Consider the following 14505-nt stretch of genomic DNA (forward strand, 5'->3'; position numbering starts at 1 on the left):
TGTCGGCGCACGAAAGGCGCCATACAAACTCAATATCTTAGCATGTTTCCTGCCGATGCCCATATCACCGGCCGGCGCTCCCCCGCAAGACGGACGACGGCGGCACGCACGGCACGCTTTTGGCCCACCACGGGTGCCGCTTCACCTAATACCCGGCCCACCGCCGTCGGACGCGGCCCAAAAGCCTGCCTGGTGTGACGCGGGCACCGTCGCAGCCCCATCCCGGAACGCGGAAAACCCCCGCTCCCAAAGGGAACGAGGGTTTCCGGTGCAGTTCCTGCAAGCAGGCTGCGGGTGTTACTTGGCCTTTTCGAGGATCTCGACCAGGCGCCACCGCTTAGTAGCGGACAGCGGGCGGGTCTCGGCGAGGAGTACGAGGTCGCCGATGCCGGCGCTGTTCTCTTCGTCGTGAGCCTTGATCTTGGTGTTGCGGCGGATGACCTTGCCGTAGAGGGCGTGCTTCACGCGGTCTTCAACCTGGACAACGATGGTCTTTTCCATCTTGTCCGAGACCACGTAGCCGCGCTTCGTCTTACGGTCACCGCGCTCGGCAGCGGTAGCTGCCGCGGAAACAGTTTCCGTCACGTTCTCGTCCTTTTCAGTCACTTGGCATCCTCCTCGGCGTCAACCGTTTCAGCCTTTTCGGCCTTCTTGGTTGCAGCCTTCTTGGACTTCTTCTCTTCCTTGGCTTCCACAACCGGAGCGGCAACCTCGGCACGAATGCCCAGCTCGCGCTCACGGAGAACGGTGTAGATGCGTGCGATGTCCTTCTTTACCGCGCGCAGACGACCGTGGTTCTCCAGCTGACCGGTGGCGGACTGGAAACGCAGGTTGAACAGCTCTTCCTTAGCCTTACGGAGTTCTTCAACGAGGCGCTCGTTGTCGAACGTGTCCAGCTGTGCGGATGCAAGTTCCTTGGATCCTACTGCCATTTCTATTCACCACCTTCGCGACGCAAAATGCGTGCCTTCAACGGGAGCTTGTGGATTGCCAGGCGCAGGGCCTCGCGAGCTACCGATTCTTCGACGCCGGAGATCTCAAAGAGAACCCGGCCCGGCTTGACGTTAGCGACCCACCACTCGGGTGAACCCTTACCGGAACCCATGCGGGTTTCGGCAGGCTTCTTCGTGATCGGACGGTCCGGGTAAATGTTGATCCAGACCTTGCCGCCACGCTTAATGTGGCGGGTCATCGCGATACGGGCAGACTCGATCTGACGGTTGGTGACGTATGCCGGGCTCAGGGCCTGGATCCCGTACTCACCGAAGGAGACCTTGGTACCGCCGGTAGCAGCGCCGGAACGACCCGGGTGGTGCTGCTTACGGTGCTTTACTCGACGTGGGATAAGCATTTAAGCCTGTCCTCCTTCTACTGCAGCAGGTGCAGCCTCAACTGCCGGAGCCTCGGCAGCCGGAGCTGCCTCTGCTGCCGGACGGTCGGTACGACGGCGGCGGTCACCACGGTCAGCGCCACCGGCGCCACCCGGGCGGCCCGGACGGTCGCTGGGGCCGCGGCCACGGGACGGAGCAGCAGCTGCCTGCTGAGCCAGTTCCTTGGCGGTGACGTCACCCTTGTAGATCCAGACCTTCACGCCGATGCGGCCGAAGGTGGTCTTGGCCTCGTAGAAGCCGTAGTCGATGTTCGCGCGGAGAGTGTGCAGGGGCACACGGCCTTCGCGGTAGAACTCCGAGCGGGACATTTCAGCGCCGCCCAGTCGACCCGAGCAAGCGATACGGATGCCCTTGGCACCTGCACGCTGTGCGGACTGCATGGCCTTCTTCATCGCGCGGCGGAACGCCACGCGGGAAGTCAGCTGCTCAGCAACGCCCTGGGCAACAAGCTGAGCTTCCATCTCGGGGTTCTTGACCTCGAGGATGTTCAGCTGAACCTGCTTGCCCGTGAGCTTCTCAAGCTCGCCGCGGATGCGGTCTGCTTCAGCGCCGCGGCGGCCGATGACGATGCCGGGACGTGCCGTGTGGATATCCACGCGGACACGATCGCGGGTGCGCTCGATCTCGACCTTGGCGATACCGGCGCGCTCCATGCCCGTGGACATGAGCTGGCGGATACGGATGTCTTCGCGAACGAAGTCCTTGTACCGCTGGCCGGCCTTGGTGCTGTCAGCAAACCAGTGCGATACGTGATCGGTGGTGATGCCGAGTCGGAACCCGTGCGGGTTAACTTTCTGTCCCACTTAGCGAGCCTCCTCTTTCTCCGGGGTAGCGACTACCACGGTGATGTGGCTCGTGCGCTTCTTGATCTGAAATGCACGACCCTGGGCGCGCGGCTGGAACCGCTTCATGGTCGGGCCTTCATCAACAAACGCTTCGCTGATGATGAGGTCACCTTCGTCAAACGCAACACCGTCGCGGTCCGCGAGGACCCGGGCGTTGGAGATTGCCGACTGAACTACCTTGAATACCGGCTCTGAAGCTGCCTGGGGGGCAAACTTCAGAATTGCCAGAGCCTCATTCGCTTGCTTACCACGAACAAGGTTGACGACGCGCCGGGCCTTCATAGGCGTTACGCGGATGTGACGCGCAATTGCCTTGGCTTCCATTGCTTTCCTTCTCTCGTCTTTGACGTAAGTGCAGGCGCCTAGCGGCGCTTGCCCTTACGGTCGTCCTTGACATGGCCGCGGAATGTCCGCGTGGGAGCGAATTCGCCGAGCTTGTGCCCGACCATCGACTCAGTGACAAACACCGGGATGTGCTTGCGTCCGTCGTGTACGGCGATCGTGTGCCCGAGCATGCCGGGGATGATCATCGAACGGCGAGACCAGGTCTTGATGACGTTCTTGGTGCCCTTTTCGTTTTCCCTGTCCACCTTCACAAAGAGGTGCTGGTCAACGAAAGGACCTTTTTTCAGGCTGCGTGGCATGTGTCCAGGCTCCTATCGCTTGTTCTTGCCAGTACGACGACGACGCACAATAAGCTTGTCGCTCTCTTTGTTCGGGCGGCGGGTGCGGCCCTCACGCTTACCGTTCGGGTTGACGGGGTGACGTCCACCGGACGTCTTACCCTCGCCACCACCGTGCGGGTGGTCAACCGGGTTCATGGCGACACCACGGACGGTCGGGCGAACGCCCTTCCACCGCATACGGCCGGCCTTGCCCCAGTTGATGTTCGACTGCTCGGCGTTACCGACCTCGCCGATGGTTGCGCGGCAGCGCACATCAACGTTGCGGATTTCGCCGGAAGGCAGACGAAGCTGGGCGAAGCGGCCTTCCTTGGCAACAAGCTGGATCGATGCGCCGGCGGAGCGGCCCATCTTGGCGCCGCCACCCGGACGCAGTTCAACTGCGTGGATTACGGTACCGACCGGGATATTGAGCAGGGGCAGGTTGTTACCGGGCTTGATGTCAGCACCGGCACCTGCCTCAACGATGTCACCCTGGGACAGCTTGTTCGGGGCGATGATGTAACGCTTGGTGCCATCAACGTAGTGCAGGAGGGCGATGCGAGCCGTGCGGTTCGGATCGTACTCGATTTCGGCAACGCGGGCGTTGACGCCGTCTTTGTCGTGGCGACGGAAGTCGATCAGACGGTACTGGCGCTTGTGGCCACCACCCTTGTGACGGGTGGTGATCTTACCGGTGTTGTTACGGCCGCCCTTTTTGGGCAGCGGACGTACCAACGATTTTTCCGGCGTCGACCGCGTGATTTCGGTGAAGTCCGCTACGCTCGAGCCACGACGGCCCGGTGTAGTCGGCTTGTACTTACGGATTCCCATAGTTTATTTCCTCGTTAAAGTGGTCTCCGCTACGAGAGCGGACCGCCGAAGATGTCGATGGTGCCTTCTTTGAGGCTCACAATTGCACGCTTGGTGTTCTTGCGGGTACCCCATCCGAATTTGGTGCGCTTGCGCTTACCGGCACGGTTGATGGTGTTGATCGATTCGACCTTGACGGAGAAAATTTTCTCCACGGCCAGCTTGATCTCGGTCTTGTTCGAGCGGGGGTCCACCAGGAAGGTGTACTTGCCCTCATCGATCAGGCCGTAGCTTTTTTCCGATACGACGGGTGCAAGCACGACGTCGCGCGGGTCTTTGATGGTGGCTGCACTCACTTGGCATCCTCCTCGTTCTTTGCTACTGCCTTGTCAGCAACGAATGCTTCGTAGGCAGCCTTGGTGAAGACAACGTCGTCAGAGACGAGTACGTCATAGGTGTTCAGCTGGTCTGCGTACAGAACGTGAACACCGGCGAGGTTGCGCACGGAAAGTGCTGCAACATCGTTGGCGCGCTCGATGACAACCAGCAGGTTCTTGCGCTCGGAAACTCCGCGCAGCGTTGCAAGTGCGTTCTTGACGGACGGCTTGGTGCCCTCCACCAGTTCGGCAACAACGTGGATGCGTCCGTTGCGGGCCCGATCAGACAGTGCGCCGCGCAGTGCAGCAGCAATCATCTTCTTGGGGGTGCGCTGGCTGTAGTCACGCGGTGTGGGACCGTGGACAACGCCACCACCGGTCATGTGAGGAGCACGGATTGAACCCTGACGGGCGCGGCCGGTGCCCTTCTGCTTGAACGGCTTGCGACCTGCACCGGAAACCTCGGCGCGGGTCTTGGTCTTGTGGGTACCCTGGCGAGCAGCAGCGAGCTGGGCAACGACGACCTGGTGCAGCAGCGGCACGTTGGTCTGAACGTCGAAGATCTCTGCGGGCAGGTCAACCTTGACAGTGCTAGTCATTTAACTAGGCTCCCTTCACGGCGGTGCGTACGAGTACGACCTGGCCGCGGGCGCCGGGGACGGCACCCTTGATCAGGAGCAGCGACTTCTCGACGTCAACTGCGTGAACCGTGAGGTTCAGCGTGGTGTGACGAACGGCGCCCATGCGGCCGGCCATTTTCATGCCCTTGAAGACGCGGCTCGGGGTGGATGCGCCACCGATTGAACCGGGCTTACGGTGGTTCTTGTGGGCACCGTGGGAAGCTCCAACGCCGTGGAAGCCGTGACGCTTCATAACACCGGCGAAGCCCTTACCCTTGGTGGTGCCGATGACGTCGATCTTCTGGCCGGCTTCGAAGACCTCTACTGAGAGCTCCTGGCCAAGCTCGTACTCTGCAGCATCTGCGGTACGGAGTTCGACGACGTGGCGGCGAGGCGTGACGCCTGCCTTTTCAAAGTGACCAGCCAGCGGCTTGGTGACCTTGCGGGGATCGATCTGGCCGTAGCCGATCTGTACAGCGACGTAGCCATCAGTGTCTGCGTTGCGCAGCTGGGTGATGACGTTCGAATCTGCCTGGACCACAGTGACGGGGATGAGCTTGTTGTTCTCGTCCCAGACCTGGGTCATGCCGAGCTTCGTGCCCAGCAGGCCCTTTACGTTACGGGTTGCGGTCATAGTCTCTCAGCACCTCCCTACAGCTTGATTTCGATGTTCACGTCGGCCGGCAGGTCGAGGCGCATAAGCGAGTCAACAGCCTTCGGCGTGGGATCGATGATGTCGATAAGACGCTTGTGCGTGCGCATTTCAAAGTGCTCGCGGCTGTCCTTGTACTTGTGCGGAGAGCGGATTACGCAGTAGATGTTCTTCTCCGTAGGCAGCGGCACAGGGCCAACTACCGTTGCGCCTGCACGCGTGACCGTCTCAACGATCTTCCGGGCTGAAACGTCAATGACCTCGTGGTCGTATGACTTCAGCCGGATGCGGATTTTTTGTCCCGCCATGTCGCCTGACTCTCTTTCAGTTAGTGCTGCTCTGAGTAGGGCTGCTCTGTTCACTTTGGTGTTGCATGTGGCTGCCGAAGCATTTGAAGTCTGAACTACCACCCGCCGCACAAGCTGAATCCGGATATATCCGGGTTCCTCAACCTGCCGACGTAACCCGACCCCCGCGGTCGGGCGTGTCGCGCTTAGCACGCATACAAATCCGCAGTTCCATGGGAGTGGGTTATGTTTGGGCTTCCACTTGGACCCTGACACCCGGCATTATCCGGATCGGGACACGAAGAAGCGCTTGAACAACTCATCTAGTATGCCGGAAATTGTGCCAAGAAGCGAATCTGCAGGCCACGGCTTCCCTGCCCGGCGTGGCCGGTTTGCCGGCGGGCAACCACCGGCCGTCATTGCCTTCCCCAACATCCGAATGGATGATGGGTTAATGACCGTCGAACAGGACGTTTCCATCCAGGATCTTGCCGACCGAGTGCCGCCTTCCTTCACCTTAGGAGTGGCAGCTGCCGCCTTCCAAATCGAAGGCGCGCTGTCCACTGACGGCAGGGGTCCTTCCGGCTGGGATGCCTTTGTGGAGAAGCCCGGAGCCATCTGGGACGGACACTCGCCGGCAATGGCCTGCGACCATTACAACCGCTCAGCCGAAGATGTGGCGCTCATGCGCGAACTCGGCGTGGATTCCTATCGGTTCTCCATCTCCTGGCCGCGGATCCAGCCGGATGGCCGCGGTGCATTCAACGAACAGGGACTGGACTTCTACGACCGCCTGATCGATCAACTTCTTGAGGCTGGCATCTCCCCCATGGCCACTCTCTACCACTGGGATACGCCGCTGCCACTGGAGCATGGCGGCGGCTGGTTGAACAGGGCCACTGCCGAACGCTTTGCTGAGTACAGCGCGGCGGCTGGCCGTCGCTTCGGCGACCGGGTGGACCAGTGGGTCACGCTCAACGAGCCAGCCTCGGTAGTGCTGAACGGGTATGCCCTGGGCGTCCATGCTCCTGGCCATGGCCTGCTTTTCGACGCCTTTCCTGCGGTCCACAACCAACTGCTGGCCCACGGGCTGGCCGTCCAGGCGCTGCGGTCGGAAGGCGTGCGCGGTGGCATCGGCGTCAGCAACCTGCACTCCCCCGTCCGGCCGGCAACACGCAAGATCCGTGACAAGGCAGCGGCAGCGGTCTTCGACATCATGCTCAACCGGATCTATGCTGATCCGATCCTGCGGGGCCGGTACCCGGCTTCCCTGGTCTTCGCCAAGCCATGGATGCGTTCCTTTGGCAGAATTTCGGACGCCGACCTGCAGACCATCCACCAGCCTCTGGACTTCTACGGCGTGAACTATTACCAGCCAGTCAGAGTGGCTGCCGGCCGGGGTCCCCACGAAAACCTGGCCGTGCCGGCAGAAGCGATGGTCCGGATTCCGGCCCACCAGGTGCCGTTCCCCGAGTACGGGACAACGGGGTTCGGCTGGCCCGTGGCGCCGGATCATCTGGGCATCCTGCTCCGCGAACTCAAAGACCGTTATGGTGATGCTTTACCCCCGCTGTACATTACCGAAAGCGGCGCCAGCTTCCCCGAGCCTGAGCACGTCACCGGCCCCATCCAGGACCAGCAGCGGATCGACTACATCGCGGGACATCTGCGCCACGCAGTGGAGGCAACCGCACCCGGCGGCATCGCCGAAGACGTGGAACTCCGTGGCTACTACGTCTGGACGCTGATGGACAACTTTGAATGGGCCGCCGGCTACTCCCAGCGGTTTGGGCTGATCCACGTGGACTTCGAAACCCTGGAGCGCACGCCGAAGGAATCATTCTATTGGTACAAGGCGCTCAGCCAGGCCCGGAAACGGCTGGCAGACTGAAGCCCAAACCGCTGGCAGCCTGAGTCCCGGCTACTGGTTCTTGTTGGCCCGGTTGATGCGCTTGGCGCGGTCAATCTCGTTGCGGAAATGCTTCTTGGCCCAGAACACTCCGGCGACCACGATGATCAGAAAAATTAACCACTCCATAATGTATTCCCCTCTCCGCTGGCAACAATATCAGCGCCGGCCTGTGGGTTCCCTGTGGTCGCCGGACCGGGGGCTGGCTGCGGGATCAGCTCCGGCGGGCGGCCCCGTCTCCGGCCGCGTCCGCCGCCGCACCGGACGTGCCCCGGTTCAGGCGCCACACGGCAAGACGATGCCACACGGCAACCATCGCCAGGAGCAGGAACGTGTAATGCCTCATTGCCCACAGCATGCAGGCTGCCACGCCCGCCGCACCCCACCAGACGAACAGCCGGTCACCCACGCCAAGGCCAGCCACCAGCACCACCGCGAGAAGCACCAGCACCCACAACTGCTGCGCACCGGTCCCACTGAACACCACACCCAGGCCTCCAAACGACAGCAACCCGGCAGCAACTCCCACCAGGAACCGCCCGGCCTTCTGATGGCCGGAGAAGTACCGCCAGCCACCGAGGACCGCGGCCAGGACCACATACCACTGAGCCACCCAGAACGGATCCGGCAGACCGGCAAACACACGGCCACTGAGCCGGTCCGGCCCGTCCAGGGCGAAGATCGCCGCCCGCTGGACCGCAGCAGTCAGCACCAGTGCGCCAACCTCCACCTTAATCCGGCGCGCCTTTGGCGTGGCCTCATGGTAGGCAATTCCGACGGCGGCGGCGAGGATGGCTGCTGCGGTCCAGGAGGTCGTATCATGCCGGATTCCGGCCAAGGCCACGAGCATCACGCCCAGGAAGGCGGCCCCGGCAAGCGACCAGCGCCGCACCGGTTCGGCCTGCAAAGGGGCGGTGCGAACAAGCCGGGCGCCGTAGAGTACGGCTGACGCCGAGCCCGCGCCGGCCAACCAGGGCAGGAAGCCGCCCCACGCACCGGCAGGGTCCGGAAACGTCTCCGCCGCCAGCGCCATGGCGCCGCGGAGTGCTGCCACTACTGCCGGTGGATACAGGAAGGGCTGGCCTTCGGTATCCGAAGCCGCAAAGAACACCACTGAAAGAACCAGAACCGCGGCACCCATCACCCAGCCTGCCGCCAATGGTGGCAGCCACAGCAGCCACGGCGGGAACCGCATACGGATGCAGGACCATTAGCGGCCTGACATAGACCGGCGGCAACCAGCCCGGCCGCCCCAGGGCACGGCACGTCAGAAGCACGGCCACACCGATCAGGGCGGCGAAATACCAGACCAGTGCTCCGCCGAGGATGGATACGCCGGAGAATGCCGTGGATGCGACCGGAACCATGGCGAGGCCAGTGCCGGTGAACGCCACCGCTGCGGGGCGGAGCCGCGGCACCCTGGCATGGAGCACAATGCCTGCCCCGTAGAACGACGCCGTAACCGTGCATACGCCCGTAAAACGCATCATGGGCGGCAGGCTTGTGCCAATGAATAGAGCAGCGGCAGCAACCAAGAGAAGGCTGGCTACATACAGGGTGATGTGGATGTTCTGGCGGTCCCGCTTTTCACGACGCGCCTGGCGCTCAGCCGGCGATTCCGGATATGTGTGGAAGGCGGCCGCCGGAGACTGCGGCGGCAACACCGGCGACGCCGGGACCGTGGCCGCGGGGCGTGGAGGCGAAACTGGCGGAGATTGGATGGCCACGCGTGCTGGCAGCGCTTGCGGCTCTGCCGCAGGCAAGGGTGACACTTCAGCAACAGGTGATGCAGTCGTCAAAGGGACTGGGACTTCGGTGGCCCGCACTCGAGGGGGGTCGGGCACGCCACCGAGTGCCGCCATCGGACTTTCCCATGGCTCCGGGACTGCGGACGCAGAACCCAGCGACCCACTGGGCGCGGAATCCGGCCGCCCCTGTGCCTGCAGTTTGTCCATGGCATCAAGCCACCCTTGGAGATGGCCTACGCGGTAGCCCGCTTCATAGGATTCGTCCCTCACGGTGATCCCGCTCCAGAGGCCAGGGCGGCCTGCACAATGAATCCAATGAATGGATTAACCGTAACAAACAACAGCCCCGCTGCGAAGATATGCAGCGGGGCTGTTGATGAGTATCAGAGGGCCGCCAAGCGGACTCTGATCCTAGATCAGCAAGAAGTTACTTGACGATCTTGGTAACGCGACCTGAACCAACGGTGCGGCCGCCTTCGCGGATAGCGAAGCCGAGGCCTTCTTCCATGGCGATGGGCTGGATGAGCGCAACGGTCATCTCAGTGTTGTCGCCGGGCATAACCATTTCCGTGCCTTCCGGCAGGGTGATAACGCCGGTTACGTCCGTGGTGCGGAAGTAGAACTGCGGGCGGTAGTTCGAGTAGAACGGGTTGTGACGTCCGCCTTCGTCCTTGGAGAGGATGTAGACGTTAGCCTCGAAGTCGGTGTGCGGGGTAATGGAACCCGGCTTGACGACAACCTGGCCACGCTCTACGTCATCACGCTTCAGACCGCGGAGCAGGAGGCCACAGTTCTCGCCGGCCCATGCTTCGTCGAGCTGCTTGTGGAACATCTCGATACCGGTAACCGTGGTCTTCTGGACCGGGCGGATGCCGACGATCTCGACCTCGGAGTTGATGGCGAGGGTTCCACGCTCGGCGCGGCCCGTAACAACGGTGCCACGGCCGGTGATGGTGAAGACATCTTCGATCGGCATCAGGAACGGCTTGTCACGGTCACGTACGGGGTCCGGAACGGACTCGTCAACGGCCGCCATGAGGTCCTCGACAGACTTGACCCAAACAGGGTCGCCTTCGAGGGCCTTCAGGCCGGAAACGCGAACAACGGGAGCGTCGTCGCCATCGAAGCCCTGAGCCGAAAGCAGCTCACGAACTTCCATTTCAACGAGGTCCAGCAGTTCCTCATCGTCAACCATGTCGGACTTGTTCAGCGCGACCAGCAGGTAGGGAACACCAACCTGGCGGGCGAGCAGAACGTGCTCGCGAGTCTGAGCCATCGGGCCGTCAGTGGCGGCAACCACGAGGATTGCACCATCCATCTGTGCGGCGCCGGTGATCATGTTCTTGATGTAGTCAGCGTGACCCGGAGCGTCTACGTGTGCGTAGTGGCGCTTCTCGGTCTGGTACTCAACGTGGGAAATGTTGATGGTAATGCCGCGCTGACGCTCTTCGGGAGCAGAGTCAATAGACGCGAAGTCGCGCTGCTCGTTGAGTGTCGGGTACTTGTCGTACAGCACCTTGGAAATCGCGGCCGTCAACGTCGTCTTACCGTGGTCAACGTGACCAATGGTGCCGATGTTAACGTGCGGCTTAGTCCGCTCGAACTTTGCCTTTGCCACAGGTTCCTCCTAGAACGTTTTCAAATGACTTACCCTTCGACCGCGCTTGTCGCGACGAAACTTCAGTAAGTCTACTTGGGGGGCTTTGGATTGATGAAATTGCAGATTCAGGAACTAATACTAGTCCCACGAGCCTGCCGGTACAGATGGCCGCCGGCCGGGCCGGAACCGGCCATCTGCACCAGGCGAATTTCCGGAACCGGAAACGCACCCGAGTTTGTTACTGCGAGCCGTGGAGACTACTCGCCGCGGTTCTTCTGGATGATCTCGTCGGCATATGCCTTCGGGACCTCGGCGTAGCTGTGGAACGTCATGGAGTACACAGCGCGGCCCTGGGTCTTCGAGCGCAGGTCACCGATGTAGCCGAACATGCCGGACAGCGGGACGTGCGCGCGGATTACCTTGACGCCCTGGGCATCTTCCATGGACTGCATCTGGCCACGACGGGAGTTGAGGTCACCGATAACTTCACCCATGTATTCCTCAGGGGTGCGGACCTCGACATCCATCAGCGGTTCAAGCAGGATGGGGTTCGCCTTGCGTGCGGCTTCCTTGAAAGCCATACGGCCGGCGATCTTGAACGCCATTTCCGAGGAGTCAACATCGTGGTACGCGCCGTCAATCAGCGTGGCCTTGATGCCGACAACCGGGTAGCCGGCGAGGACGCCGTCGTTCAGCGCATCCTGGATACCGGCGTCAACCGACGGGATGTATTCGCGCGGAATGCGTCCACCGGTGACCTTGTTCGAGAACTCGTACATCTCGCCCTCGGACGTGTCCAGCGGCTCGATCGCGATCTGGATCTTTGCGAACTGGCCGGAACCACCGGTCTGCTTCTTGTGCGTGTAGTCATGACGCTCCACAGCCCGCTTGATGGTTTCGCGGTACGCAACCTGCGGCTTGCCGACATTAGCCTCAACCTTGAATTCGCGGCGCATGCGGTCCACCAGGATATCCAGGTGGAGCTCGCCCATGCCGGCGATGATGGTCTGGCCGGTGTCCTCGTTGAGGGAGACCTGGAAGGTCGGGTCCTCAGCGGAGAGCTTCTGGATAGCTGTGGACAGCTTCTCCTGGTCGCCCTTGGTGTTCGGCTCGATCGCAACGGAAATCACGGGCTCCGGGAAGCTCATGGATTCGAGGACGATCTGGTTGCTGGAATCACACAGGGTGTCACCCGTGGTGGTGTCCTTCAGGCCGATCGCTGCGTAGATGTGGCCAGCGGTAGCGCCGTCAACGGGCATTTCCTTGTTGGCGTGCATCTGGAACAGCTTGCCGATGCGCTCCTTCTTGCCCTTGGTGGAGTTGACCACCTGTGAGCCTGCTTCCACGTGACCGGAGTACACGCGGATGAAGGTGAGCTGGCCGAAGAACGGGTGCGCAGCAATCTTGAAGGCCAGCGCCGAGAACGGCTCCTCGGAGGAAGGCGCGCGAGTCAGTTCCTTCTCTTCGTCGCGAGGATCGTGGCCGATCATCGGCGGGACGTCGAGCGGGTTCGGCAGGTAGTCAACCACGGCGTCAAGCATCGGCTGAACGCCGCGGTTCTTGAACGCGGAACCACAGAAGACCGGGTACAGCTCAGAGTTGATCGTCATCTTGCGGATGCCGGCCTTGAGCTCCTCGACGGAGAGTTCTTCACCCTCGAGGTACTTCTCCATGAGCTCTTCGGTGGCGTCAGCCACCGTCTCAACGAGGGCAGCCCGGTATTCCTTGGCCTTCTCCAGCAGATCCGCGGGGATCTCCTGGACCTCGTACTTGGCACCCATGGTGACGTCACCCTTGGAGTCGCCCGGCCAGACCAGCGCGCGCATTTCCAGGACGTCGACGACGCCGATGAAATCGTTCTCAGCACCGATCGGCAGCTGCATAACGAGCGGCTTGGCACCGAGGCGGCTGATGATGGTGTCGACGGTGAAATAGAAGTCAGCGCCGAGCTTGTCCATCTTGTTGACGAAGCAGATGCGCGGGACGTTGTACTTGTCAGCCTGGCGCCAGACGGTCTCCGACTGCGGCTCCACGCCTTCCTTGCCATCGAAGACGGCGACAGCGCCGTCGAGGACGCGCAGTGAGCGCTCAACCTCAACGGTGAAGTCAACGTGGCCGGGGGTGTCGATGATGTTGATCTGGTTGTTTTCCCAGAAGCAGGTCACGGCGGCAGACGTGATGGTGATGCCGCGTTCCTTTTCCTGTTCCATCCAGTCGGTGGTCGAAGCGCCGTCGTGCGTTTCGCCGATCTTGTGGTTCACACCCGTGTAAAACAGGATGCGCTCGGTGGTGGTGGTCTTGCCGGCATCAATGTGGGCCATGATGCCGATGTTGCGGACCTTACTAAGGTCGGTAAGCACGTCCTGTGCCACGGTGTGTCTCCCTTTCGGATGGACTACACGTTCGCCGCCGGCTCAGCTGAGCCGGCGGCGTCCGGGAAGTATTACCAGCGGTAGTGTGCGAAGGCCTTGTTGGACTCGGCCATCTTGTGGGTGTCTTCGCGACGCTTCACAGCGGCACCGAGACCGTTGGACGCATCCAGGATTTCATTCCGGAGGCGCTCGGTCATGGTCTTCTCACGGCGGGCCTTGGAGTAGCCCACCAGCCAGCGCAGCGCCAGGGCGGTTGCGCGGCCGGGCTTGACCTCAACCGGAACCTGGTAGGTTGCGCCACCAACGCGGCGGGACTTCACCTCGAGGCTCGGCTTGATGTTTTCCATGGCCTTCTTCAGGGCAGCAACCGGGTCTCCACCGGACTTTTCCTGTGCACCGGCGAGGGCACCGTAAACGATGCGCTCTGCGGTGGACTTCTTGCCGTCGACGAGGACCTTGTTGATCAGCTGGGTGACCAGCGGGGATCCGTAAACGGGATCAATGACTAGCGGCCGCTTCGGGGCCGGACCCTTGCGAGGCATATTACTTCTTCTCCATCTTTGCGCCGTAACGGCTGCGTGCCTGCTTACGGTTCTTCACACCCTGGGTATCGAGGGCGCCACGGACGATCTTGTAGCGGACACCGGGGAGGTCCTTAACACGACCACCGCGAACGAGCACAATGGAGTGCTCCTGCAGGTTGTGACCCACACCGGGGATGTAAGCGGTGACTTCGACGCCACCGTTGAGGCGCACACGTGCCACCTTGCGGAGAGCCGAGTTCGGCTTCTTGGGGGTGGTGGTGTAGACGCGGGTGCAAACACCGCGGCGCATCGGGCTGCCGTTAAGCGCGGGGGCCTTGGTCTTTTTGACCTTAGGCGTGCGGCCCTTGCGGACCAGCTGGTTAATCGTAGGCACTCTCGTGTTCTCCGTTGGTTTGATCTCTACCGGCACATTTGGGCGTCAGCCCTCACTGCGTCGGTTTTGGCGTTGTCCCTGCAGCCTTGGTGTCTCGAATCTTGCCTAGGCGTGCAAAAGGGTGGCATTCGTTGCGCACCTAGCCCGCAACCCGGAAACAAGCTCACACCCAGCATCATGAGAACAAAACCAAAATGATGCTGCGGCGGCCTTCATCCACTGCCACACAGAACAATTACTAAAAATTCTAGCACGGCTTGATCCCGCGCCTGAATCCGGTGTATAGACAGCAACGCGGGGTCACTTCCTGC

Annotated in this window: 17 protein-coding genes; 1 reads left to right on the plus strand and 16 read right to left on the minus strand. The window is 61.7% G+C overall.

Annotation, left to right across the window (positions count from 1 at the left end; translation table 11 throughout):
• Positions 1–297: 297 nt before the first annotated feature.
• From rpsQ to rpsJ, 11 genes are read right to left on the minus strand one after another with little or no spacing between them, the layout of a single operon-like run.
• Positions 298–606 carry a 30S ribosomal protein S17 gene (gene rpsQ, locus ABIB45_RS09155; protein WP_190987320.1) on the minus strand — a complete coding sequence of 103 codons (309 nt, stop codon included), beginning with the start codon at positions 604–606 and terminating at the stop codon, positions 298–300.
• Positions 603–932 carry a 50S ribosomal protein L29 gene (gene rpmC, locus ABIB45_RS09160; RefSeq protein WP_354215544.1) on the minus strand — a complete coding sequence of 110 codons (330 nt, stop codon included), beginning with the start codon at positions 930–932 and terminating at the stop codon, positions 603–605. Before rpmC ends, rpsQ begins: the two co-directional genes overlap by 4 nt.
• A 2-nt stretch (positions 933–934) precedes the next feature.
• Complete coding sequence (gene rplP, locus ABIB45_RS09165; RefSeq protein WP_190987321.1) at positions 935–1351, minus strand: 50S ribosomal protein L16; 417 nt, start codon at positions 1349–1351, stop codon at positions 935–937.
• Positions 1352–2194, minus strand: a complete 843-nt coding sequence (gene rpsC / locus ABIB45_RS09170; RefSeq protein WP_354215545.1) for a 30S ribosomal protein S3 — start codon at positions 2192–2194, stop codon at positions 1352–1354.
• Entirely contained in the window at positions 2195–2560 is a 366-nt protein-coding gene (gene rplV, locus ABIB45_RS09175) for a 50S ribosomal protein L22 (protein WP_003803798.1), read from the minus strand.
• A gap of 38 nt (positions 2561–2598) precedes the next feature.
• Positions 2599–2880: a 30S ribosomal protein S19 gene (rpsS, locus tag ABIB45_RS09180; RefSeq protein WP_354215546.1), complete on the minus strand. Its 282-nt coding sequence runs from the start codon at positions 2878–2880 to the stop codon at positions 2599–2601.
• 12 nt (positions 2881–2892) lie between these two features.
• A complete protein-coding gene (gene rplB / locus ABIB45_RS09185) occupies positions 2893–3732 on the minus strand; it encodes a 50S ribosomal protein L2 (protein ID WP_354215547.1) in 840 nt (279 codons plus the stop codon).
• Between the two features lie 29 nt (positions 3733–3761).
• Positions 3762–4067: a 50S ribosomal protein L23 gene (rplW, locus tag ABIB45_RS09190; RefSeq protein ID WP_018773664.1), complete on the minus strand. Its 306-nt coding sequence runs from the start codon at positions 4065–4067 to the stop codon at positions 3762–3764.
• Complete coding sequence (rplD, locus tag ABIB45_RS09195; protein WP_108599009.1) at positions 4064–4687, minus strand: 50S ribosomal protein L4; 624 nt, start codon at positions 4685–4687, stop codon at positions 4064–4066. The genes rplW and rplD overlap by 4 nt, the downstream gene beginning before the upstream one ends.
• Positions 4688–4691: 4 nt before the next feature.
• On the minus strand, positions 4692–5342 hold the full coding sequence (gene rplC, locus ABIB45_RS09200; protein ID WP_354215548.1) for a 50S ribosomal protein L3: 651 nt from the start codon (positions 5340–5342) through the stop codon (positions 4692–4694).
• Positions 5343–5359: 17 nt separating this feature from the next.
• Complete coding sequence (rpsJ, locus tag ABIB45_RS09205) at positions 5360–5668, minus strand: 30S ribosomal protein S10 (RefSeq protein ID WP_038464699.1); 309 nt, start codon at positions 5666–5668, stop codon at positions 5360–5362.
• 433 nt (positions 5669–6101) lie between these two features.
• Here rpsJ and ABIB45_RS09210 point away from each other — a divergent pair, with 433 nt between their 5' ends.
• Positions 6102–7538 (plus strand): GH1 family beta-glucosidase, encoded by a 1437-nt coding sequence (locus ABIB45_RS09210; RefSeq protein WP_354215549.1) that lies wholly within the window; start codon positions 6102–6104, stop codon positions 7536–7538.
• A 232-nt stretch (positions 7539–7770) separates the two neighbouring features.
• Here ABIB45_RS09210 and ABIB45_RS09215 read toward each other — a convergent pair whose 3' ends face one another.
• From ABIB45_RS09215 to rpsL, 5 genes are all read right to left on the minus strand, one after another.
• A complete protein-coding gene (locus tag ABIB45_RS09215; protein ID WP_354215550.1) occupies positions 7771–8697 on the minus strand; it encodes a hypothetical protein in 927 nt (308 codons plus the stop codon).
• A 1034-nt stretch (positions 8698–9731) separates the two neighbouring features.
• Complete coding sequence (gene tuf / locus ABIB45_RS09220) at positions 9732–10922, minus strand: elongation factor Tu (RefSeq protein WP_354215551.1); 1191 nt, start codon at positions 10920–10922, stop codon at positions 9732–9734.
• A 239-nt stretch (positions 10923–11161) separates the two neighbouring features.
• Entirely contained in the window at positions 11162–13276 is a 2115-nt protein-coding gene (fusA, locus tag ABIB45_RS09225) for an elongation factor G (protein ID WP_354215552.1), read from the minus strand.
• Between the two features lie 71 nt (positions 13277–13347).
• Complete coding sequence (gene rpsG, locus ABIB45_RS09230; protein ID WP_214960735.1) at positions 13348–13818, minus strand: 30S ribosomal protein S7; 471 nt, start codon at positions 13816–13818, stop codon at positions 13348–13350.
• A gap of 1 nt (position 13819) precedes the next feature.
• Positions 13820–14194, minus strand: a complete 375-nt coding sequence (gene rpsL / locus ABIB45_RS09235) for a 30S ribosomal protein S12 (protein WP_011692814.1) — start codon at positions 14192–14194, stop codon at positions 13820–13822.
• Positions 14195–14505 lie beyond the last annotated feature (311 nt).

Source organism: Arthrobacter sp. UYCo732 (assembly GCF_040547265.1).
GTDB lineage: Bacteria > Actinomycetota > Actinomycetes > Actinomycetales > Micrococcaceae > Arthrobacter.